Genomic DNA, 22,769 nt, shown 5'->3' with positions numbered 1-22,769 from the left:
GCGCCAGCCACGTGATTCAAGTTTATTGTAAACTGCGAGGAAGACATGACCGAAACGGTCAAACTGAAATCCCCCATCGACGGCTCGATCTATGCCGAGCGTCCCGTTGCGAGCGACCAGGCGATCAACGCCGCTGTCGAGCGCGCCAGGGCGGCGCAGGAGAAATGGGCTGAGACGCCTGTCGTCGAGCGCGGCAAGTACATGCTGGCGATGCTCGAAGCGCTGGTCGCGATGACCGACGAGATCGTGCCGGAAATCGCCTGGCAGATGGGACGGCCGGTGCGCTATGGCGGCGAGTTCGGCGGCGTCAAGGAACGCACCAACTATATGGTGGAGATCGCCGAACAGGCGCTCAAGCCGGTGCTGGCTTCCAACCCGAAGGACGGATTCCGCCGCTACGTGAAGAAGGTGCCGCTCGGCGTCGTCATGGTCATCGCGCCGTGGAACTATCCCTATCTCACCGCGGTCAACACCATCGTGCCGGCGCTGATGTCGGGCAGCGCCGTCATCCTGAAGCACGCCGCGCAGACGCTGCTGGTCGGCGAGCGTTTCCAGCAGGCTTTCGACAAGGCCGGCCTGCCCAAGGGCCTGTTCCAGAACCTGGTCATGAACCACGCCCAGACCGAAAAGCTGCTCGGTTCCGGCAAGATCGACCATGTCAACTTCACCGGTTCGGTCGGCGGCGGCCGCGCCATCGAAAAAGCAGCGGCCGGCACCTTCATGAGCCTCGGGCTCGAGCTTGGCGGTAAGGACCCGGCCTATGTGCTGCCCGACGCCAAGATGGACCACGCGGTCGCCAACCTGGTCGACGGCGCCTTCTTCAATTCGGGACAGTGCTGCTGCGGCATCGAGCGCGTCTATGTGCATGAGAAGGTCTATGACGAATTCGTCGAAGGCTTCATCGCCGAGACCAAAAATTATGTCGTCGGCAATCCGCTGGAGCAGGCGACGACGATGGGGCCGATGGCGCAGGCGCGCTTTGCCGACCTGATCCGCGAGCAGAAAGCCGAGGCGCTGCGCAAGGGTGCCAAGGCGCATATCAACATGAAGGTCGAGAACGACCGCGAAGGCTCGCCCTATCTGGCGCCCGAAGTGCTGACCGAGGTCGACCACCAGATGAGCGTCATGCGCGAGGAAAGTTTCGGGCCGATCGTCGGCATCATGAAGGTGCGTAACGACGAGGAAGCCATAGCACTGATGAACGACAGTCCCTACGGCCTGACGGCCTCGATCTGGACCCGCGATACCGATCGCGCCATGGCTATCGGCGACCGGGTCGAGACCGGGACGGTGTTCATGAACCGCTGCGACTATCTCGATCCGGCGCTGGTCTGGACCGGCGTCAAGGACACCGGCAAGGGCGCCGCACTCTCGGCCATCGGCTACGACAATCTGACCCGGCCGAAATCCTACCACTTGCGCGAAGCAATCTGACCTTTCGAAAGACGAACAATGTCCAAGCTGATTTCCAAATGGAACTACCCGACCACCGTCCGCTTCGGCGCCGGCCGCATCAAGGAACTGCCCGACGTGCTGGCGGCCACCGGCATCAAGCGGCCGCTGTTCGTCACCGATCCCGGCCTGGCCAAGCTGCCGGTCGTCGCTTCGACGCTGAAGATACTCGACGACGCCAAGATTCCTTACGGCGTCTTCTCCGAGGTGAGGCCGAACCCGGTCGAGTCCAACCTCACCGTCGGCATCGCCGTGTTCAAGAAGGGCAAGCATGACGGCGTCATCGCCTTCGGCGGCGGCTCGGCGCTCGACCTCGGCAAGTTGATCGCCTTCCAGGCGGGGCAGACGCGGCCGGTGTGGGATTTCGAGGATGTCGGAGACTGGTGGACGCGCGCCAATTCCGACGCCATCGCGCCGATCATCGCGGTGCCGACCACGGCCGGCACCGGATCGGAAGTCGGCCGCGCCGGCGTCATCACCAATGAGGAGACCCACACCAAGAAGGTCATCTTCCATCCCAAGCTGTTGCCGGCCATCGTGATTGCCGATCCGGAACTGTCGGTCGGCATGCCGGGCTTCATCACCGCCGGCACCGGCATGGACGCGCTCGCCCACTGCCTGGAGGCCTATTGCGCCCCCGGCTATCATCCGATGGCCGACGGCATTGCTGTCGAGGGCATCAGGCTGGTTTTCGAGAACCTGCCCAAGGCCTTCGCCAACGGCAAGGATCTGGTCGCACGCGCCCATATGATGAGTGCCGCCGCCATGGGCGCCACCGCGTTCCAGAAGGGGCTCGGCGCCATCCACTCGCTGTCGCATCCGATCGGCGCGCTTTACGACACCCATCACGGCATGACCAATGCGGTATTCATGCCCTATGTGCTCGCCTTCAATCGCGAGGCGATCGAGGACCGCATCGCCCGGCTTGCCGCCTATTGCGGCATCAAGGGCGGCTTCGACGGCTTCGCTAAGGCGATCATCAAGATGCGCAAGGAGCTCAAGGTGCCGCATGCGCTGCCCGGCCTGATCAAAGGCCTCGACATGGACAAGAAGCGCAAGGGCCTGATCGCCGACATGGCGGTGGTCGACCCGACGGCGGGCGGCAATCCTGTCAAGCTCACCAAGAAGGCGGCGCTGACGCTGCTCGAAAATGCGATCGCCGGCGAGGTATGAAAGCCGGCTTCCCATGCCTATAAAGTTGAATAAGGGAACACTCGAGAAAAGGGAGAAGGGGCAAAAATCAAGGGAGATAACCATTAGCCGGAAAATTAAGTGCGGGCTAATTGCTACAGCCCGTTAAAAAGAGTTAACTTTTTGTGCCGCGGGGCTCCGGTTTCAAAAAGCCTTCATCTGGCTGTCACACGAAAACGATACCCGCATCGCAGGCGCTTAAGCGCGCCAGTTCAACGGAGAGAACAAATGTTCAAGTTCACGGGGAAAGTGCTTTCCCTTTCGGCCGCGGCGCTCTTTGCGTCGACGGTGATTTCGTCCGCGGATTCGATGGACGATCTCGTCAAGGCCGCGAAGGCTGAAGGCCAGCTCACCACCATCGCGCTTCCGCATGACTGGTGCGGCTACGGGGCAGTGATCGACGGTTTCAAGGCTAAGTATCCGGAAATCACCATCAACGAGCTCAATCCCGACGCCGGTTCGGGTGACGAGGTCGAGGCGATCAAGGCAAACAAGGACAATAAGGGCCCGCAGGCTCCCGACGTGATCGACGTCGGTCTGTCCTTCGGTCCGACGGCCAAGGCCGACGGTTTGCTGATGCCCTATAAGGTGTCGACCTGGGACTCGATTCCTGACAGCGCCAAGGACGCCGATGGCGCCTGGTACGGCGACTACTACGGTGTGCTCGCCTTCCAGGTGAACAAGGATCTGGTTAAGGAATCGCCGACCGACTGGGCCGATCTGCTGAAGCCGGAATTCGCCAACTCGGTCGCGTTGGCCGGTGATCCGCGTGCTTCGAACCAGGCCATCCAGGCGGTCTATGCTGCCGGCCTTTCCGGTGGCGCCGCCGCAGGTGAAGCCGCAGGCACCGCCGGTCTTGACTACTTCAAGAAGCTCAACGCAGCCGGCAATTTCGTGCCGGTCATCGGCAAGACGGCGACGCTCGCCCAGGGTCAGACGCCGATCCTCGTCACCTGGGACTACAACGCGCTTGCCGGCCGCGACACGCTGAAGGGCAACCCGCCCGTCGACGTCATCGTGCCGAAGACCGGCGTCGTCGCCGGTGTCTATGTGCAGGCGATCAGCGCCTACGCGCCGCATCCGAACGCCGCCAAGCTGTGGATGGAATACCTCTATTCCGACGAGGGCCAGATCGGCTGGCTGAAGGGCTATTGCCACCCGATCCGCTTCAACGATCTCGCCAAGAACGGCAAGATCCCGGCAGACGTGCTGGCCAAGTTGCCGCCGGCCGAGTCCTATGCCTCGGCCGTGTTCCCGTCGCTCGACGAGCAGGGCAAGGCCAAGGAAGCCATCACCAAGAACTGGGACGCCGTCGTCGGCGCCAACGTCAAGTAAGACTGCAATCCCCGGGCGGCCGCCAGGCCGCCCGGACTTTCCTCCAAGACGGTAGCCGGCGCATGACCGATCTTACGCTTTCCAACCAGGCCGTTGCGGGAAAGACCGCGCCCCCAGAGGAAGCGCGCGCCATGCGATTGCCGACGCAATGGCTTGGCGTAACGCCGTTCTTCATCTTCGCTCTGATGTTCCTGATCCTGCCCACGCTCTATCTGATGCTGGGCGCATTCCAGAACGACGCGGGCGAGTTCACATTCGCGAATATCGTCGCGCTGTTCTCGGCCAATATCGTTGCCGCCTACTGGATATCCATAAAGGTCAGCCTGGCGTCATCGCTGATCGGCGCTTTCGCAGGTCTCGCCATCGCCATCGCGATCGTTCGCGGCGGGCTACCCAATTGGATACGTTCGGCGACACTGACCTTTTCCGGCGTGGCCTCTAATTTCGCCGGCGTGCCGCTGGCGTTCGCCTTCATCGCTACGCTCGGCCGGCTTGGTCTCGTCACCGTCCTGCTCAACACGCTGGTGGGGCTCAACATATATGCGCACGGCTTCAACCTGCTGTCGTTCTGGGGACTGACGATCACCTATGTCTATTTCCAGATCCCGTTGATGGTGGTCATCATCGTACCGGCGATCGATGGGCTGAAGAAAGAATGGGGCGAGGCCGCCGCGACGCTTGGCGCGACGCAGGCGCAGTACTGGCGCATCGTCGTGATACCGGTGCTGTGGCCGAGCTTCCTCGGCACCGTAATCCTGCTGTTCGCCAACGCCTTCGGAGCCATCGCCACCGCCTACGCGTTGACGGGCTCGTCGCTCAACATCGTGCCGATCCTGCTCTATGCCCAGATCCGTGGCGACGTCCTGCACAATGCCCATCTCGGCTATGCGATCGCCTTCGGCATGATCTTCATCACCGGGCTTGCCAACATCTTCTACATCTGGTTCCGGACGCGCTCGGAGAGGTGGCTGAAATGAAATCGGGCAAGTTCTGGGCCTGGGTCGTCTTCCTTCTCGGCGCGGCTTATTTCTTCATTCCGCTGATCGCGACAATCGAGTTCTCGCTACGCATGCGGCGTGGCGTCTATTCGTTCGACGCCTACAAGGTCGTGCTCGGCGATAGCCAGTTCCAGGCGACGTTCCTGTTCTCCGTTGTCGTCGCCATCTTCACCATCCTTCTCGGCGTGCTGATCGTCGTGCCTACGGCATATTGGATCCGCCTGCGCTTGCCGCAGCTCAGGCCGATCGTGGAATTCATCACGCTGCTGCCGCTGGTCATTCCGGCCATCGTCATCGTCTTCGGCTACATCCGCATGTACGGTTCGAATTCACCGTTGCCGTTCCTGGGGTCGAATTTGGGAGCGAACGCATTGCTGGTCATCGGCTATGCGGCACTGGCGCTGCCTTATATGTACCGGGCCGTAGACACCGGTCTTCGCACCATTGACGTGCGCACGCTGACGGAAGCCGCGCAGATCCTGGGTGCTGGCTGGGGTACGATCGTTGCCCGGGTCATTCTGCCCAATGTGCTGATCGCGGTGCTGTCGGGCGCGTTCCTCACCTTCGCTATCGTCATCGGCGAATTCACCATGGCAAGCCTGCTCAACCGGCCAGCCTTCGGTCCGTATCTGCAGAACCTGGTGGCCAACCGTGCCTATGAACCCGCGGCGCTGTCCATCATCGCTTTTGTGATAACCTGGGGCTGCATGTCGCTGATCCAGATCCTGTCCCGCTTCGCGCCGAAATCGGCGAACCGCCCGAACTGAAAGTCAAAACCATGGCCGAGCCGTTCCTCTCCATCCAGCATGTGCGAAAGTCCTTCGGCGCCACAACGGTGGTGGAGGATTTCAATCTTGATGTCGCGCCCGGCGAGTTTGTCTCCTTCCTCGGCCCGTCGGGCTGCGGCAAGACGACGGTGCTGCGCATGGTGGCCGGCTTTGAGGAGCCTTCTGCCGGCAAGATTGTCGTCGCCGGCAAGGACATCACCAGGCTGAAGCCCAACCAGCGCAATGTCGGCATGGTGTTCCAGGCCTATGCGCTGTTCCCCAACCTGACGGTGGCGCAGAACATTGGCTTCGGGCTGAAGGTGGCGGGCATGGCCAAGGCCGCTATCGATTCCCGCGTCGCCGAGATGCTCGACATCATCAAGCTGCCGCAGATGGCCGACCGCTATCCCTACCAGCTCTCCGGCGGCCAGCAGCAGCGCATTGCGCTGGCGCGGGCCATTGCTCCAAAACCCAAACTGCTTCTGCTCGACGAGCCGCTGTCGGCGCTCGACGCCAAGGTGCGCGTGTCGCTGCGCGAGGAAATCCGCTCGATCCAGAAGAAGCTCGGCATCACCACCATCTTCGTCACGCATGACCAGGAAGAAGCGCTGTCGATCTCCGACCGCATCGCGGTGATGTATGGCGGCAAAGCCGAGCAGGTCGGCACGCCGTTCGAGATCTACAACCGGCCGGCGACCAAATTCGTCGCCAATTTCGTCGGCACGCTCAATGTGCTGGAAGGCAAGGTCACGGACGCCTCGGCCGGCAAGGTGCAGGTCAACGCCCAGGAGGTCTCGCTCAAGGGCAAGCTCAACGGTTCGAAGTCCGGCGATACGCTTTCGCTGGCGCTGCGGCCGGAAGCCATCTCGCTGGCGCGCCAGCCCGGCCATGACACCAGCCTGTCGGGGGAGATCGCCGAGGTGCATTTCCTGGGTTCCGTCATCCGCGTGCGCGTCGGCATCGGCGGCAACACGGTGTCGCTCGACACGTTCAACAATTCGACGACGCCGCCGCCTGCCGTCGGCGACAAGGCGGATATCTCGTTCTCGTCGGGCGACATGCTGGTGCTGCATTAGGCTGTGCTGGGCTCAAGCCGGCGCGATAAACGGCTGCGATATCTCTTGAAAAACCGGCATGGCTTCCATGCTTGCCGCATGGGCGGCGAGCGCCGGAAAGCCGGCCATCGCCACCAGCCGGGGATGCGCATCGGCGAGAAAGCGCAGCATCACGGCGACCGCTATGTCGGCGTGGCCGAAACGGTCGCCGAACCACCAGGGGCCGGGGCGTAAAGCGCGGTCGGCTTCCAGAACGGCAAGTACCGTCTCGATCTGCGTGCGACAGCGTCCGACCCACAGGTCCGAGACCTTGTCGTGCATTCGTTTTTCGTAGAACAGGCTGACGATCTTGTCGCCCAACCCGATGGCTAAAGCCGCGACCTTGAGCGCCTGGCGGCGCGCCGGCTCGCTTGCCGGAAACAGCTTCTTGTCGGTCGCCACCTGACTGTCGAGATAGTCGAGCATCATGTGGCTTTCGATCAGCACCTCGCCATTGTCGAGCACCAGTGTCGGCACCCGCGTCAGCGGGTTGTAGGGCCTGATCTTGTCGGCGTCGCCGAAGGCAGACCATGGCCGGTGCTCGAAAGGCAGGCCGTAGAGCATGAGCGCGATGCCGACGCGGCGGACGAAGGGCGAATCGTACTGGCCGATGAGGATCATGACGAACGCTTACAAGGCGACCAGTGGGCCGCATACAGCCAGGCAAGCAAGACCCGCTGGACAATCGACGGTATCCTGTCACCTTGTCCCTGCAACTGACTTTTCAGCCGCTGCGATAATCCCATGGCCCTTTTCGAACTCACCCTAGTCCTGCTTCTGATTGCGGTGGCGCTGACGGCGTTGTCGCGGCGATTGGAGATACCCTACCCGTCGCTGCTGGCGCTTGCCGGGGTGGGGCTGGCCTTCGTGCCCGGCGCGCCGATGATCGAGATCGATCCGGAACTGGCGCTGGCGCTGTTCATCGCGCCGGTGCTTCTGGATTCGGCCTACGACACATCGCTGCGGGATCTGAAGCGCTATCGGCTATCGCTGGCGTTTTTGGCGCTCGGCGCCGTCGTCTTCACCGCTGCGGTCGTCGCCTATGTCGGCTGGAAGATGGCCGGCTTGCCGATCGCGGCGGCGATCGCGCTCGGCGCCATCGTCGCGCCACCGGACGCGGTGGCGGCAAGCGCTGTGCTCAACCAGTTCAAGGTGCCGCATCGGCTCACCGCCATCCTGCAGGGCGAGAGCCTGCTCAACGACGCCACGGCGCTGCTGATCTACCGCATATCGGTTGCCGCCGCCATCGGCTCGCTGGTGTGGAGGGATGCCGTGCCGGTTATCCTGCTGGCGACCATAGGCAGTGTCGTCGCCGGCTACGTTTTCGGTCGCCTCTCGCTGATCGCGCTCCAGCGTATCGAGGATGCGGCAAGCAGTACCGTGGTGCAGTTCGCCGGGACCTTCGCGGTCTGGATCATCGCCGACAAGCTCGGCCTCTCCGCCATCATCACCATCGTCGTTTATGCCATCACCATCGCGCGCCGGGCGCCCCGCCGCATGTCTGCCAGACGCCGCGTCAGCACGTATTCGGTCTGGGAATCGGCGGTGTTCGTGCTCAACGTGCTGGCCTTCGTGCTGATGGGGCTGCAGGCGCGGTCGATCGTCGGCCGCCTGTCGGGCGACGGGCAGGGCGAAGCCTTTCTGTTCGCCGCGACGGTGCTTGCCGTCGTCATCGTGGCGCGCATCGTCTGGGTGGCCGGCTACGTCGCGGTGATACGCTGGTTCGGCCGCTACGCCAGCGAGGAAGAACGGCGCGATGGCCCGACATTTCCGGGCGCCGTGCTCGTCGGCTGGTGCGGCATGCGCGGGCTGGTGACGCTGGTCGCGGCGATCGCCTTGCCCGCCGGCTTCCCTGGGCGCGACCCGATCGTGCTTGCCGCCTTCGCCGTGGTGCTGGGCACGCTGGTGCTGCAAGGAATGAGCCTGAAGCCGCTGCTGCGCCGGCTCGATTTCCCGCGCGATACGACGATCGACGGCGAAGTGGCGCAGGCGCGCGTCGCCATCATGCAGGCCGCGCTCGATGTGCTCAGCCGCAAGACATCGGCCGCCGCTGCGGTGGTGCGCGAGCAATATGAGGCGCAGCGCAAGGTCGCGGAGAACCCCGAGGATGCGCAAGCGGCGACCGAGTATGACCGGCTGCGGCTCTACGCCATCAACCGCCAGCGCGACACGCTGGAGGAATTGCGCCGCAACGGCACGATCGGCGACGAGGCCTACCACCGGCTGGAAGAGGAGATCGACTGGGCCGAACTGGCCGCGTCGCCAGCCGGAAGCTATCAGCCGCTGACGACCTATTAGCGAGTGTCGATACGCCCGCCTTCGACTGGACTATTCCGCCTGCCGGCGCGGCACATTGCAACGCCGGAGCCGGGGCGCTACTGCGATCTCAGAAGTGAGCCGGTTAAACAATGAAGCTAATCAGCTATAACATCCAGTATGGCTATGGCAGCGACGGGCGTTACGATCTCGCCCGTGCCGCGCGCCTGGTCGACGGCGCCGACATCATTGCGTTGCAGGAAGTCGAGCGTCACTGGCAACGCTCCCATGAGGACGACCAGCCGGAGATCCTTTCCAGCCTGCTGCCCGGCTACCACTGGGTCTACGGTCCAGCCTTCGACATGGATGCAAGCCAGATCCACGATGGCCGCGTCGTCAATCGTCGGCGGCAGTTCGGCACCATGGTGCTGTCGAGGCTGCCGATCATCTGGTCGCGCCTGCACACGCTGCCGCTCAGGCGCACGCTGAGGCCGCTCAACACGCGCAACGCCGCGCTCGAATGCATGATCCGCACGCCGGCCGGGCCTCTACGGGTTCTGTCGCTGCATCTCGCCCATATCGCGGCCGAGGAGCGGCTGGAGCAGATCGACTATCTGCTTGCCGAGCATCGCCGCGCTCCGGCCGACGGCGGACCTTGGAGCGGCGCCGACGACGAGCCGCAACGCAACTGGACGAATGGCCAGCCGGAACCGGAAAACCCGCTGGCGGCGGTCTGGCTGGGCGATTTCAACTTGGAGCCGGGCAGCGCCGAATACCGGCGCATCGTCGGCTCGGCGCCCTATCACCGCGGCGCTGCCTATATCGACGGCTTTGTCGATGCCGCCGCCGTGGCGATCGAACCGGCGGCCGACTTCCACACGCATGAAAAGATCATCGACGGCAAATTGGCCAAGCGCCGGCTCGACCATTGCTTCGTCGGCGGGATGCTGGCCGATCGCGTCCGCTCGGTAGGCGCCGATATCGGCGAGGTCGCCTCGGATCATTTTCCGCTCAGGGTCGAAATCGATCTCGAAAGCCCTTTCGGCGCGGGAGCTCGATGAACCTGATATGACGCTGTTCGTTTTCCTCGCCGTGCTTTCTGCGGCGGCCATGCACGCGATCTGGAACGCGCTGGTCAAGGTGCATCTCGACCGCTTCCTGTCGATCACGCTGATGACGCTCGGCATGGGGTTCGCCGCCCTGTTCGCGCTGCCTTTCGTCGAGGTGCCGAAGGCCGAGGTGTGGCCATTCATCCTTGCTTCGGTGGTCTTCCACATGGGCTACCGGACATTCCTGATCGGCGCCTACAAGGCCGGCGATTTCGCGCAGACCTATCCGCTGGCGCGGGGCACGGCGCCGCTGCTGTCGGCACTCGGCGGCATTGTCGTGGTCGGCGAGGTGCCGGCGCCGTTCGCTATCCTCGGCATCCTGCTGTTGTCCGCGGGCACGCTGGTGATGTCGTTCCGCGGCGGCGTCCATTTAGAACGCTTCAATCTGCGCGCCGTCGGCTTTGCGCTGGGAACCTCGATCTTCATCGCCAGCTACACGCTCTCCGACGGCAGCGGCGCCAGGCTGGCGGCAACCGCGCAAAGCTACGCGGCCTGGCTGTTCGTCTGCGATGCGGCCTGGGCGCTGGTGCTGTGCGTGGTGTTTCGCGGGCCGCGGTCGCTGCCTGTGCTAGCGCGCGACTGGAAGGCGGGGCTGTTCACCGGCGTGCTCAGCGGCGCCGCCTATTGGATCGTCATGTGGGCGATGACCAAGGCGCCGATCGCCTCGGTCGCGTCGCTGCGCGAGACCTCGATCCTTTTCGCCATGATGATCTCGGTCTTCGCGCTGGGCGAGAAGATGACGGGCTGGCGCGGCGCCGCCGCGCTCAGCATCGTCGCCGGCGTCGTCGCCCTCAGGCTCGGCTGATTTCTCCATCCACCACGGTCATCACCTGACCGCGCTTCTCCGGGCTGAAGCGGATGACGACGATGATGCAGACGGCGACCACGCCGGCAAACAGCGCCAGCGCGTAGCCGTAGCTGCTGCCGGGCGCTTCGGCGATGCCGGCCTGGTAGGGACCGCCATAGGACGCCGCGAGATTGCCGGCCTGGTAGATGAAGCCGGGCAAGGTCGCGCGCACGGCGCCGGGTGAGAGCTCGTTGAGATGCACGGGGATGACGCCCCATGCGCCTTGCACTGCCACCTGCATGACGAAGGCGCCCACCGCCAGCATGAAGGGGGTCGTCGAATAGGCCCACAGCGGAAGCGCCGGGAAGGCGATCAGGCAGGCCAGCGTAATCGCATTGACGCGGCCGATCTTTTCCGACAGCGCGCCGAAGGCGAGGCCGCCGACGATGGCGCCGATATTGGCGACGATGGTGATCCAGCTCACAGTGTGCGCGTCGAAGCCATGCTGCTTCTTCAGGAAGGTCGGGTAGAGGTCCTGGGTGCCATGGCTGAAGAAGTTGAAGAACATCATCAGCACCACCGCATAGAGCGCGATGCCCCAGTGTTTCTGCAGGGTTTCGACAAGGCCCGGTTTGACCGATTTCTGCGCCTCGACGAAGGCCGGCGATTCCGGCACGTGCGAACGGATGAAGAGCACAATCAGCGCCGGGATGAAGGAGAGCAGGAACATGGCGCGCCAGCCGAAGGTGAAGTCGCCGATCTTCTGGCCGTAGAGCAGGCCGTAGACCACCGCGGCCAACAGATAGCCGGCCGGATAGCCGCATTGCAGGATGCCCGAGACCATGCCGCGGGCGCTGGGCGGGATGGATTCCATAGCGAGCGAGGAGCCGAGGCCCCATTCGCCGCCCATGGCGATGCCGAACAGCGCGCGCAGCGCCAGGAAGATGCCGAGATTGGGGGAGAAGGCGGCCAGGGCGCCGATCACCGAATAGCTGACGATGTTGAGCATCAGGATCGGCTTGCGGCCATATCTGTCGGCAAGCATGCCGAAGAAGAACGCGCCGATGAAACGCGTCGCCAGCGTCAGGAATATCGCCTTGGTGACGGCGGGCACCTCGGTGTGAAATTCAGCGGCAATGTCGGTGAGCAGGAAAGTCAGAAGGAAGAAATCAAACGCGTCGAGTGTCCAGCCCAGAAATGACGCAATAACGGTCTTCTTCTGTTGTGAATTGAGATCCAAGACATTCCTCCTTTGTCGCCGTCAAAGGAACGATATGTTCCTTGGCGGGCAAAAGAGAACCGTAGATTTGCCGGTTTTCGAGAACTGGCGGTCACATTTCCGTAAACTCGAGGTCGAAGACCATCAGGCCTTCCGTCCCGCCCTTGAGCGCGGCGACCAGGCGCGCGCCGGCGCGCTGATGCGCCTCGTGCACGAGATAGGCGTCGCGGGCGGCGGCGTCGCGGAAGTCGATGGTGAAGCCGTCGCCAAAACCGCGCGCGAACGGTTCGGGGCTGACATTCGAGCTGAAATGCACCTTGCCCATGCCGTCGATGACGGAGCGCAGCGCTTCAAGATCGGCATGGATCGCCGCGCGCTCGGTTGCGGGAACATCGTCGCGAAAACGGACAAAGACGCAGTGCCGGATCATAGATCTTTCCTCACGCCGCCTGGTTGCCCTTGAACACGGCCGGCGGCAGCGGCTCGCGGCCGAGGATCAGGTCGGCGCCCTTTTCGCCGACCATGATGGTCGGCGCATTGGTGTTGGAAGAAGGCACGCGCGGCATCACGGAGGCGTCGCAGACGCGCAAGCCTTCGATACCGCGCAGCCTCAGATCCGGCGTCACCACGGCCATGGCGTCATGGCCCATGCGGCAGGTGCCCACCGGGTGATGGTCGGTCTTCGAGGTGCGGCAGGCATAGTCGAACAGGTCGTCGTCGCTTTGCAGGGCAGGGCCGGGCAGTACCTCGCGCAACACGTAGGGCTGCAGGGCCTTCTGGCGCATGATCTCGCGCGCCAGGCTGAGACCCTTGATCGACATGTCGCGATCATACGGGTCCGACCAGTAATTCGGGTCGATCAGCGGATGGTCGACCGGGTCGGCGCTCTTCAGCCGCACGGTGCCGCGCGAGCGCGGGCGCAGGAAGGCGGAGTTTAGCGTCACGCCGGGGTTCTTCAGCTTCTCGACGCCGGCCTCGATGCCTGAACCGAGACCGAGATGGAACTGGATGTCAGGCGAGGCGGCGGTCGGGTCGGCGTACCAGAAGCCGCCGGTCTCGAACAGGCTGGAGGCGACGGGCCCTTTCTTCAGCAGCAGATACTGCAGGCCGGCCCACATCGTGCGGTGCAGCTTGGCGTAATTGTCATAGGTGTGGTCGCCGGTGCATTCGGCAATGACGAACAGGTCGAGATGGTCCTGCATGTTGGAGCCGACGCCGGGCAGGTCGTGCACCGGCGTGACGCCGACCGACTTCAGATGGTCAGCGGGGCCGATGCCGGACTGCATCAAAAGCTTCGGCGAGCCGATGGCGCCGGAGGAGACGATCACCTCGCGCTCGGCGCGCAGGATCGTCTTCTCGCCGCCCGGCCTGTCGACGATCTCCACGCCGATGGCGCGGCCTTTTTCGACGACGATGCGGGTGACCAGAACTTCGGTCCTGACCGTCAAATTCTTGCGGTCGCCGATCGGCTTCAGATACGCAACCGAGGCGGACGAGCGCCGCGCGTTCTTCTGGGTGAGTTGGTAATAGCCGACGCCTTCCTGGGAAGCGCCGTTGAAGTCGGGATTGAAGGGAATGCCCATCTCCTGGCCGGCGCGGAAATAGGCCTCGCAGATCGGCAGCGGCGAGATCGGGTTGGAGACGCCGAGCGGGCCTTGGTCGCCATGGAAGTCGTTGGCGAAGCGCTGGTTGTTTTCGGCGCGCTTGAAATAGGGCAGCACGTCGCGATAGCCCCAGCCGGCGAGCCCCTCTTCCTTCTCCCAGGCGTCGTAGTCGCGGGCATTGCCGCGCGTGTAGATCTGCGCGTTGATCGATGAACCGCCGCCGACCACCTTGGCCTGCGTGTACCAGAAGACGCGGTCCTTCATGTTCCTCTGCGGCACGGTCGACCAACCCCAGGAGGCGATGCCCTTGGTCATCTTGGCGAAGCCCGCCGGCATGTGGATCAACGGATGCCAGTCCTTGCCGCCGGCTTCCAGCAGCAGCACGGAATTGCCCGGATCCTCGCTCAGCCGGTTGGCGAGAACGCAGCCGGCCGGACCGGCGCCAACGATGATGTAGTCAGCCATGGTTCCTCACAAGCGCGGCACGGACAGCGCGCCGTCGACGTCGATGACCGAGCCGGTCGAAAAGCCAAATTTTCCGGAAGCGAGCGCTGCCACCGCCGCGCCGATGTCGGCGGCTTCCCCCCAGCGTTTGGCCGGCACCAGGCCGCCCTCGATCAGCGCATCATATTTGGCGGAAACGCCGGATGTCATGTCGGTGCGGATGATGCCGGGCCGCACCTCGAACACGCCGATGTTTTCGGGCGCCAGCCGCAGCGCCAGGTTCTTCAGCCACATCGAAAGTCCGGCCTTGGAGATGCAGTAGTCGGCACGCTCGGGCGAAGCCATCGTCGCGCTGACCGAGGTGATGGTGATGATCGACCTCGCGGCGCTCGCGGGTGCCGCGAGCATCGCCTTGGCGACGGCCTGGCTGAGGAACACCGTGCCGCGCAGATTGATGTTCAGCGCGCGGTCGAAATTCTCCGGCTTCAGCTCCAGCAAGTCGCCGCGCACCACGGCGCCGACGCCGGCATTGTTGACCAGGCAATCGATGCGGCCGAAGGCGCGCATGGCGGCGTCGACAAGCGTGGTGTGGTCTGCGAGATTGGCGATGTCGCATTGGACGTAGGCGAATTTCGCGCCACGCGCGGTGATGTTCGCGGCAAGCTCCTCGGCGGGCATGTCAGCGAGATCGGCGATAAGGATGTCGAATCCTGCATCGGCCAATGCCTCCGCGCAGGCAAGGCCAATGCCGCGCGCGCCACCGGTGATAATGGCCGCCGGGCGGGTCATTGGAGACTGATCCTGCGAAGGTCGGCGCTGCCCCTCATCGCCCTGCCGGGCACTTCTCCCCGTATAGTGACGGGGAGAAGGAGGCTGTCGCGGCCGCTTTCGCTAGCCTTCTTCTCCCCCTATACGGGGAGAAGGTGCCGGCAGGCGGATGAGGGGCGGCGCCGGCCTATCATGAGGAAAGCTCCGTCTTGCGGAGATAGTCGGCAACGCGCAGCGCCTGGGCGGCGATCGACAGCGCCGGGTTGACCGCGGCCGAGGTCGGCAGGAAGCCGCCGTCGACGACGAACAGGTTGCGGTGGTCATAAGCGCGGCAGAATGGGTCGAGCGGCGACGTCGCCGGGTCGTTGCCCATCTTCACTGTTCCGCACTGATGCGAGGGCGTGCGCTTGTCGAAGGGGCGCGACAGCACGATCGGATAGCCGCAGGCGCGCAGGTTCTCGCGCATGACCTTGGTCAGGCCTTCGAGCGACTGCATGTTGGAGCGCCGCCACTGCATGACGATCTCCTTGCCGTCGACCATGATGCGGCTTTCGGGATCGGGCAGGTCCTCGCACATCAGGTACCAGTCGACGGCATGGCCGGCCATGTAGTCGAGCGCGAATTTCGGCATCGTCTTGACATTGGCCTTCAGCATGTTGCCGTCGATCTTGCCGAGCAGTTGCACATTGCCGAACGGCTTGCCGCCCTTGCCGTCCGACAGATAGTAGTCGTTGAGCATCAGCGTCTTCTGGTAGACGCTGTCGTTGCGACGGCGCGGGTCGATCGCCAGCATGGCGGCCGAATTGTGGTTCATGAAATTGCGCCCGACCTGGTCGGAGCTGTTGGCGAGACCCTTGCCTGTCGCGGAAGGCGAGCGCAGCAGGATGGCGGCCGAGTTGATGGCGCCGGCCGACAGGATCACCAGCTTCGGCGACAGCGTCTTTTGCGCGCCGTTCTGGGTGTAGTGGATTGCCGCGATCGACTTGCCGTCGGGCGCGGTTTCGAGCCAGTCGACAAAGGCGCCGGTTTCGAGTCGGATATTAGGGTCCTTCAACGCTTCGGCCAGCGGGCCGGTCTGCGCGTCGATCTTGCCCTGGCCGGTGTTGGGGAACGCGTCCCAACCGGTCCTGCCCTCCTTCAGCCAGGTGTCGATGTCGACACCGAGGGGCAGCGAAGCCGGATGCAGGCCGAGCGATTTCAATTCGGCGCGGGCGCGCGCGATCGGCGGCTCGTCCGGCACCGGCCTAAAGGCGTAGGGGATCGAATGGAACGGCTCGGTCGGGTCTTCGCCGAGCGTGCCGCGCACGCGAAACAACTGCTCGGCCTTCGAGTACCACGGCTCAAACTCGTCATAGGAAAACGGCCAGGCCGGCGAGACGCCGCCGAAATGCTCGAGCTCGGAAAAGTCCTCCTTGCGGTAACGGATCAGGACCGCGCCGAAGAACTTCGAATTGCCGCCGACATAGTAGTAGTTGCCGGGGTTGAAGGCGGCGCCGCCGGCCTCGCGCCACATCTCCTTCGGGCGGTAGTGCTCGTCGAGGAAAATAGACCGCGTCGAGCGCGCATGCGGCGTCGCGGGCAAGGGCTCGCCGCGCTCCAGGATCAGGATCGAGGCGCCGCTGCCGGCCAAGCCGGAGGCGATCGTGGCGCCGCCGATGCCGGAGCCGATGATGACGATATCCGGATTTGTCATAGACTAAAGATCTTTGTTTTGATGCATGTCGTTGCCCCAAAACCGGAGCCACTTTTGGGCGACATGCATCAGAGAATGCGCTTTTCGGTCGCGGGGTCGAAAAACACTGCCTTGCTCAGGTTGAAAGCCAGGGGCGTGCTGGTGCCGGGCTGGATCTTGGCATCGGCGCGCAGCCGCGCCACCACGCCCTTGCCGCCGAGATTGGTGACCGCGAAGGTGTCGGAGCCGGCCGGCTCGACGACCTCGATGTGGCAGTCTGCGGTGGCGATGCTGGAGCCGTTGCGTTCCGCACCTTCCGGATCGGTTAGGGCTTCGGGACGCACGCCGAAGATCACCGGCTTGTCCTTGAAGGCTGCAAGACCCGCGGGCGCTCCGGGCATAGGCAGCACGATCGGCTGACGGGCCTCGCGGTCGAGCACCACGGAGAGCGCGCCGCTGTTGCCGTCGATCTTGGCCGGGATCAGGTTCATCGCCGGCGAACCCATGAAGTCGGCGACGAAGATGTTGGTCGGGTTGTTATAGATCTCGGCCGGCGTGCCGAACTGCTGCACCTCGCCGTCGCGCATCACGGCGATCTTGGTGGCTAGCGTCATCGCCTCGATCTGGTCGTGCGTGACATAGACGATCGTCGTGCCTGTAGTGGCGTGCAGGCGCTTTATCTCGATGCGCATGTCGACGCGCAGCTTGGCGTCGAGGTTGGAGAGCGGCTCGTCGAACAGGAAGAGCTTCGGGTCGCGCACCAGCGCCCGGCCCATGGCGACGCGCTGGCGCTGGCCGCCGGAAAGCTGGCTCGGCTTGCGGTTGAGCAGGTGGCCGATCTGCAGGATCTTCGCCACCTTGTCGATCGCCGCCTGACGCTCGGCGGCGGGCACGCCGCGCATCTCCATGCCGAAGGCGATGTTGCCGGCCACCGTCATGTTCGGATAGAGCGCGTAGCTCTGGAACACCATGGCGATGTCGCGCTTCGAAGGATGCAGGTCGTTGATCGCCCGGCCCTCGACGCGGATCTCGCCTTCGGTGATGTTCTCCAGCCCGGCGATGGTGTTGAGCAAGGTGGACTTGCCGCAGCCGGACGGACCGACCAGCACCAGGAAGCCGCCCTTTTCGAGCTCGACATTGATGCCCTTCAGGATCTCGACATTCCCGAAGCGCTTCTTCAGTCCATCAATTTCCAGAAAAGCCATGGTCGTTCCTTTAAGAAAGAGATCAGCCCTTGACCGCGCCAGCCATCAGCCCGCGCACGAAATAGCGGCCGGCGACGACATAGACGATCAGGGTGGGGAGGGCGGCGATCATCGCCGCCGCCATGTTGACGTTGTACTCCACGACGCCGGTCGAGGTGTTGACGACATTGTTCAGAGCCACTGTCATCGGCATCACATCGCCGGTGCCGGCGTAAGCGGAGGCGAACAGGAAGTCGTTCCAGATGTTGGTGAACTGGTAGATGACGGTGACGACGAAGATCGGCATCGAGTTCGGCAGCATGATGCGCCGGAAGATCTGGAAGAAGGAGGCGCCGTCGACTTGCGCCGCCTTGATCAGCTCGGTCGGGAAGGCCTCGTAATAATTGCGGAAGAACAGCGTGGTGAAGCCGAGGCCGTAGACCACGTGGACGAAGACCAGGTTCACCGTCGAATTGCCGAGGCCGAAGTTGAAGCCGGTCGCGTTCTGCAGCGTGACGCCGAAGCGGCCGATGCTGCCGAGGATCGTCGCCATCGGCAGGAGCACCGACTGGAACGGGATGAAGCAGGCGAACAGCATCATGGCGAAGACCAGCGTGTGGCCGCGGAAGCGCCACTTGGTCAGCACATAGCCGTTCAGCGCGCCGAGCAATGTCGAGATCAGCACCGCCGGCACCACCATCTTGATGGAGTTCCAGAAATAGCCCTTGATGCCGGCGCAGGTCAGGCCGACGCAGGTCTCGCCCCAGGCCTTGAACCAGGGTTCGATGGTCGGCGACTGCGGCAGCGCCAGCATGTTGCCGTTCTGGATCTCGTCCATGGTCTTGAACGAGGTGACCAGCATGACGAAGAGCGGCATCAGATAGAAGATCGCAAACAGCGCGAGCAGGCCGTAGATGACGATGCGGTTGAGCGTTCGGGCGCTCATTCCGCTCGAAGCCGGACGGGCAGGCGAGGCAACAGTGCTCATCGCGGCTTCTCCCTGAGCTCGGAATAGAGGTAAGGCACGATGATCGCGGTCAACGTCATCAGCATGATCACGGCGCTGGCCGAGCCGACAGCCATCTCATTGCGCTTGAAGGTGAACTCATACATGAAGTTCGACGGCAGCCAGGCCGAGCCGCCGGGGCCGCCGCTGGTCAGCGCCACGACAAGGTCATAGGACTTGATGGCGAGGTGCGCGAGCACGATGAAGGCCGACAGGAAGACAGGTCTGAGCAGCGGGATGACGATGCGGCGGTAGAGCTGGAAGGTGGAAGCGCCGTCGATCTGCGCCGCCTTCATGATCTCGCCGTCGATGCCGCGCAGTCCTGCCAGGAACATCGCCATGATGAAGCCGGAGGCCTGCCACACGCCGGCGATCACCACAGTGTAGATGACGAAATCCTTGTTCTTGATCCAGTCGAAATGGAAGCTCGTCCAGCCCCATTGATGCAGCGTCTGCTCGAGGCCGAGGCCGGGATCAAGGAACCATTTCCAGGCGACGCCGGTGACGATGAAGGAGAGCGCCATCGGGTAGAGATAAATCGGCCGCAGCACGCCTTCGCCGCGGATCTTCTGGTCGAGCAGGATGGCCAGGAACAGGCCGAGCGCCAGGCAGATACCGATATAGAGGAAGCCGAAAATGCCCATATTGGTGATCGAGGTGTACCAGCTCGACGGCGGGTCGCTCTCGAAGGTCCAGCGCCACAGCCGCTGATAGGCGCGCGCGCCGGTGATGTCGTAGGACGGGAAGGTCTTGGAATTGGTGAAGGACAGATAGATCGTCCACAGGATGAAGCCGTAGACGAAGACGATCGTCGCCGCGAAGCTCGGCGCCAGAACGATCTTCGGCAGCAAATCCTGCAGCCGCGAGCGGACAGACGCGCCGGGACGGGCGTCGTGCTCCGGTGTCAACTTGATCCGGGTTTCGGCAACTGTGCTCATCGGCTCATCCAGTTCCGGTTGGTCGGAAACCGCCCGGCGCGAAAACGCACCAGAGTTGTCCCACACCTTTTGTCGACAGGAGACCTCCCCCGCCGAAGCGGGGGAGGTCAGTTTACGCTTACTTGGCGTCGTCGATCGCCTTGACCAGTTCGGTCACGGCTTCGTCGGAGGTCTTGATCTGACCGTGGACGAATTTCGACACGACGTCCTTGTACGCATTGGCGACGGCCGGCGGTGCGCCATAGCCCTGGGCCAGCGAGCCGAACAGCGTGCCGCCTTCATTGGCCTTCTTCAGGTCGGCGATGCCCTTCTTGCCGCAAGCGTCGAAGTCGGTGTCCGGAACGTCGGTACGGGCCGGGACCGAACCCTTTACCACGTTGAAGGCCGACTGGAAGCTCTTCGACAGGGTGGCGGTGGCAAGCGCTACCTGGGCGGCCTTGCGGTCGTCCGGAACGTTGAACATGCCGAACATGTCGGAGTTGTAGATCACCGAACCGTCGGTGCCCGGGAAGCGGTAGCACAGGAAGTCGGTGCCCGGGGTCTTGTTGGCGGCGTGGAACTCGCCCTTGGCCCAGTCGCCCATGACCTGAACCAGCGCGTCGCCCTTGATGACCATGGCGGTGGCGAGGTTCCAGTCACGGCCCGAGAAATTCGGGTCGACATAGGTGACCAGCTTGGCAAGGTTGTCGAACGACTTCTTCATCGTGTCGGACTTGAGCGACTCTTCGTCGAGGTCGTTGAAGGCCTTCTTGTAGAACTCCGGACCGCCGGTCGACAGGACGACGGAGTCGAACATCGTGGCTTCCTGCCAGTTCTGGCCGCCGAGAGCGAGGGGAATGACGCCCGCGGCCTTGGCCTTGTCGAGCAATGCGACGAAGTCGTCGAAGGTCTTCGGCTCGGTGCCGCCGATCTTGTCCATCACCGCCTTGTTGATCCACAGCCAGTTGACGGAGTGGACGTTGACCGGGGCGGCAACCCACTTGCCGTCATAGACCGAGAACTTCTGCAGGGCGGCGGGAACCGACTTGTCCCAGCCTTCCTTCTTCGCCGTTTCGGTCAGGTCGCCCATGACGCCGGCGGCGGCATAGTCGAGCACGGTGTAGCCAAGCATCTGCGATGCCGTCGGATAGTTGCCGGCCGCGACCATGGCCTTCAGCGCGGTCATGGCGGCGTCGCCGCCGCCGCCGGCCACCGGCACGTCCTTCCATGCATAACCTTCCTTGGACAGATCCTGCTTGAGCACGTTCAGAGCAGCCGCTTCGCCACCCGACGTCCACCAATGCAGCATCTGCACTTCCTTGACGTCCGCGGCATGCGCCGAGAACGCAAAGCTCGTCGCAAGAGCCGTTCCGATAAGCAGTTTGCGCAACATGTAGTACCTCCCTTGTTGCATGCACATCACCGGCGGGCGTCCGCCGGGGTCTCCCAACTCAGCCGACCCACCATCCGGTGCGCTGGCCGCGATGAAACTGAATAGTCTTTTCTTCGGTATAATCCTCGACGGCGCGTTTGCCGAGTTCGCGTCCGATACCGGACTGCTTGTAGCCGCCGAAAGGCAGCTCGGGATAACCTTCCATGAACGTGTTCACCCAGACGGTCCCCGAACGCACACCCCGCGCCACCGACATGCAGGTGTCGATATTGGCGCTCCACACTCCCGCGGAAAGACCATAGGGCGTGTTGTTGGCAATGTGCAATGCCTTTTCAATCGTTTCAAAAGTGAGCACGGACAGCACCGGCCCGAACACTTCCTCGCGCGCAATCGCCATGTCTTCGGTGACGTCGCGTAAGATGGTCGGGTCGAGATATTGACCGGCACTCGAGGTCAATTGTTTGCCGCCGCTGAAGATATTGCTGCCTTCCCCTGCCGCGGCCGCGACGTAACCGGTTACCTTGGCCAGATGGTCGGACGAGATCATCGCGCCGACCTTGGTGCGGTCGTCGAGCGGATCGCCGACACGGACTTTTTCGGTCAGCGCCTTCACCGCGCCAAGAAAATCGTCGGCGATCGCCTCATGCACGATCAGCCGGCTGCCGGCATTGCAGCACTCGCCGGCATTGAAGAAGCCGCCGAACACGGCAGCATCGGCCGCGGCCTCGAGATCAGCATCGGGGAAGACGATCTGGCCGTTCTTGCCGCCGAGCTCCATCGAGACCTTTTTCAGGGAATCCGATGCGGCCGCCATGGTCATCTTGCCGACGCGGGTCGAACCGGTGAAGGAAACCATCTCGACCAGCGGATGGCCGACCATCGGCGCGCCGACATCGGCGCCGTAACCGGCAAGGATGTTGACGACGCCGGCGGGAAGGCCGGCTTCGAGCAGGATGTCGCCGAGCACGAAGGTCGAGGCCGAGGTCATCTCGCTGGGCTTCACCACCGCCGCGCAGCCGGCGGCGAGCGCGAAGGGCAATTTCTGGCTGACGATCAGGAAGGGGAAATTCCACGGCGTGATAATCGAGACGACGCCGACCGGCTCGCGCAGCACGACGCCCAACATGGCATCGCCAAGATTGGCATAGCTCTCGCCGTGCAGCGTGCGGGCGAGCGAAGCGGCATAGCGCCAGATATCGACGGCGCCGCCGATCTCGCCGCGCGCCTGGGCGATCGGCTTGCCGGATTCCAGCGCGTCGAGCCGGGCGATTTGTTCCAGGCGGCTCTCGATCAGGTCGGCGGCCTTGAGCAGCACCGCGGCGCGTTCGGACGCCTTCATGCGCGGCCACGGGCCGGTCTCGAAGGCTTTGTGCGCGGCCTTTACCGCGGCCTCGACTTCCGCGGCACCGGCCTGCGCGTAGCGCGAGACGACGAAACCGTGGCCGGGGCTGGCCCGTTCGATGCTGCGGCCGTCGCGGGCGTCGACATGCTTGCCGTCGATCAAGAGCTTGTAGGCCTTCGGCGCGTTGGACGCTTCGGCGGGCATGGAAATGTTGAGCGGTGCGTTCATCGT

The 22,769-nt window shown here is 63.7% G+C and carries 20 protein-coding genes; 9 read left to right on the top strand and 11 right to left on the bottom strand.

The features are described from left to right. Window positions 1-45: 45 nt before the first annotated feature. The 6 genes from FJ988_RS21150 to FJ988_RS21125 all read left to right on the top strand — a co-directional run bounded on the left by FJ988_RS21150 (window position 46) and on the right by FJ988_RS21125 (window position 6,819). On the top strand, window positions 46-1,434 hold the full coding sequence (locus FJ988_RS21150; protein ID WP_140820292.1) for an aldehyde dehydrogenase family protein: 1,389 nt from the start codon (window positions 46-48) through the stop codon (window positions 1,432-1,434). An 18-nt stretch (window positions 1,435-1,452) separates the two neighbouring features. After that, window positions 1,453-2,625 carry an iron-containing alcohol dehydrogenase gene (locus tag FJ988_RS21145; protein WP_140820291.1) on the top strand — a complete coding sequence of 391 codons (1,173 nt, stop codon included), beginning with the start codon at window positions 1,453-1,455 and terminating at the stop codon, window positions 2,623-2,625. Window positions 2,626-2,871: 246 nt separating this feature from the next. After that, window positions 2,872-3,978 carry an ABC transporter substrate-binding protein gene (locus tag FJ988_RS21140; RefSeq protein WP_140820290.1) on the top strand — a complete coding sequence of 369 codons (1,107 nt, stop codon included), beginning with the start codon at window positions 2,872-2,874 and terminating at the stop codon, window positions 3,976-3,978. A 62-nt stretch (window positions 3,979-4,040) separates the two neighbouring features. Further along, on the top strand, window positions 4,041-4,955 hold the full coding sequence (locus tag FJ988_RS21135) for an ABC transporter permease subunit (protein ID WP_140820289.1): 915 nt from the start codon (window positions 4,041-4,043) through the stop codon (window positions 4,953-4,955). Continuing rightward, window positions 4,952-5,743 (top strand): ABC transporter permease, encoded by a 792-nt coding sequence (locus FJ988_RS21130; protein WP_140820288.1) that lies wholly within the window; start codon window positions 4,952-4,954, stop codon window positions 5,741-5,743. Before FJ988_RS21135 ends, FJ988_RS21130 begins: the two co-directional genes overlap by 4 nt. 11 nt (window positions 5,744-5,754) lie before the next feature. Further along, complete coding sequence (locus FJ988_RS21125; RefSeq protein ID WP_140820287.1) at window positions 5,755-6,819, top strand: ABC transporter ATP-binding protein; 1,065 nt, start codon at window positions 5,755-5,757, stop codon at window positions 6,817-6,819. Between the two features lie 12 nt (window positions 6,820-6,831). On the opposite strand, the gene FJ988_RS21120 is transcribed toward FJ988_RS21125, so the two are convergent. Next, window positions 6,832-7,458 carry a glutathione S-transferase family protein gene (locus FJ988_RS21120; RefSeq protein WP_140820286.1) on the bottom strand — a complete coding sequence of 209 codons (627 nt, stop codon included), beginning with the start codon at window positions 7,456-7,458 and terminating at the stop codon, window positions 6,832-6,834. A gap of 123 nt (window positions 7,459-7,581) precedes the next feature. Between FJ988_RS21120 and FJ988_RS21115 the strand changes: the two genes are divergently transcribed. The 3 genes from FJ988_RS21115 (at window position 7,582) to FJ988_RS21105 (ending at window position 11,007) form a co-directional block, all read left to right on the top strand. Further along, window positions 7,582-9,135 carry a sodium:proton antiporter gene (locus FJ988_RS21115; protein ID WP_140820285.1) on the top strand — a complete coding sequence of 518 codons (1,554 nt, stop codon included), beginning with the start codon at window positions 7,582-7,584 and terminating at the stop codon, window positions 9,133-9,135. Between the two features lie 110 nt (window positions 9,136-9,245). Then, the gene (locus tag FJ988_RS21110; protein ID WP_140820284.1) at window positions 9,246-10,154 is read left to right on the top strand and encodes an endonuclease/exonuclease/phosphatase family protein; all 909 of its coding nucleotides are present in this window, start codon (window positions 9,246-9,248) and stop codon (window positions 10,152-10,154) included. A 7-nt stretch (window positions 10,155-10,161) separates the two neighbouring features. Then, entirely contained in the window at window positions 10,162-11,007 is an 846-nt protein-coding gene (locus tag FJ988_RS21105) for an EamA family transporter (RefSeq protein WP_140820283.1), read from the top strand. On the opposite strand, the gene FJ988_RS21100 is transcribed toward FJ988_RS21105, so the two are convergent. The 10 genes from FJ988_RS21100 to FJ988_RS21050 all read right to left on the bottom strand — a co-directional run bounded on the left by FJ988_RS21100 (window position 10,994) and on the right by FJ988_RS21050 (window position 22,766). Further along, a complete protein-coding gene (locus FJ988_RS21100) occupies window positions 10,994-12,229 on the bottom strand; it encodes an MFS transporter (RefSeq protein ID WP_140820282.1) in 1,236 nt (411 codons plus the stop codon). The genes FJ988_RS21105 and FJ988_RS21100 overlap by 14 nt on opposite strands. Window positions 12,230-12,320: 91 nt before the next feature. After that, window positions 12,321-12,638, bottom strand: a complete 318-nt coding sequence (locus FJ988_RS21095) for a Dabb family protein (protein ID WP_140820281.1) — start codon at window positions 12,636-12,638, stop codon at window positions 12,321-12,323. Window positions 12,639-12,648: 10 nt separating this feature from the next. After that, window positions 12,649-14,277: a GMC family oxidoreductase gene (locus FJ988_RS21090; protein ID WP_140820280.1), complete on the bottom strand. Its 1,629-nt coding sequence runs from the start codon at window positions 14,275-14,277 to the stop codon at window positions 12,649-12,651. A gap of 6 nt (window positions 14,278-14,283) precedes the next feature. Beyond that, window positions 14,284-15,045 (bottom strand): 3-ketoacyl-ACP reductase, encoded by a 762-nt coding sequence (locus tag FJ988_RS21085; RefSeq protein ID WP_140820279.1) that lies wholly within the window; start codon window positions 15,043-15,045, stop codon window positions 14,284-14,286. A 169-nt stretch (window positions 15,046-15,214) separates the two neighbouring features. After that, the gene (locus tag FJ988_RS21080; RefSeq protein ID WP_140820278.1) at window positions 15,215-16,717 is read right to left on the bottom strand and encodes a GMC oxidoreductase; all 1,503 of its coding nucleotides are present in this window, start codon (window positions 16,715-16,717) and stop codon (window positions 15,215-15,217) included. Window positions 16,718-16,785: 68 nt separating this feature from the next. Then, complete coding sequence (locus FJ988_RS21070) at window positions 16,786-17,901, bottom strand: ABC transporter ATP-binding protein (RefSeq protein ID WP_140820277.1); 1,116 nt, start codon at window positions 17,899-17,901, stop codon at window positions 16,786-16,788. 22 nt (window positions 17,902-17,923) lie between these two features. Then, a complete protein-coding gene (locus FJ988_RS21065) occupies window positions 17,924-18,868 on the bottom strand; it encodes a carbohydrate ABC transporter permease (protein WP_140820276.1) in 945 nt (314 codons plus the stop codon). After that, entirely contained in the window at window positions 18,865-19,824 is a 960-nt protein-coding gene (locus tag FJ988_RS21060) for a carbohydrate ABC transporter permease (RefSeq protein WP_140820275.1), read from the bottom strand. The genes FJ988_RS21065 and FJ988_RS21060 overlap by 4 nt, the downstream gene beginning before the upstream one ends. Window positions 19,825-19,942: 118 nt before the next feature. Next, window positions 19,943-21,196: an ABC transporter substrate-binding protein gene (locus FJ988_RS21055; protein ID WP_140820274.1), complete on the bottom strand. Its 1,254-nt coding sequence runs from the start codon at window positions 21,194-21,196 to the stop codon at window positions 19,943-19,945. A 58-nt stretch (window positions 21,197-21,254) separates the two neighbouring features. After that, window positions 21,255-22,766: an aldehyde dehydrogenase family protein gene (locus FJ988_RS21050; protein ID WP_140820273.1), complete on the bottom strand. Its 1,512-nt coding sequence runs from the start codon at window positions 22,764-22,766 to the stop codon at window positions 21,255-21,257. Window positions 22,767-22,769: the final 3 nt, after the last annotated feature.

The sequence above is a fragment of the Mesorhizobium sp. CU3 genome (assembly GCF_006442965.1).
Lineage (GTDB): Bacteria > Pseudomonadota > Alphaproteobacteria > Rhizobiales > Rhizobiaceae > Mesorhizobium.
Note: the sequence above shows the minus strand (reverse complement) of the source record. Positions and strands in the feature narration are given on the sequence as shown.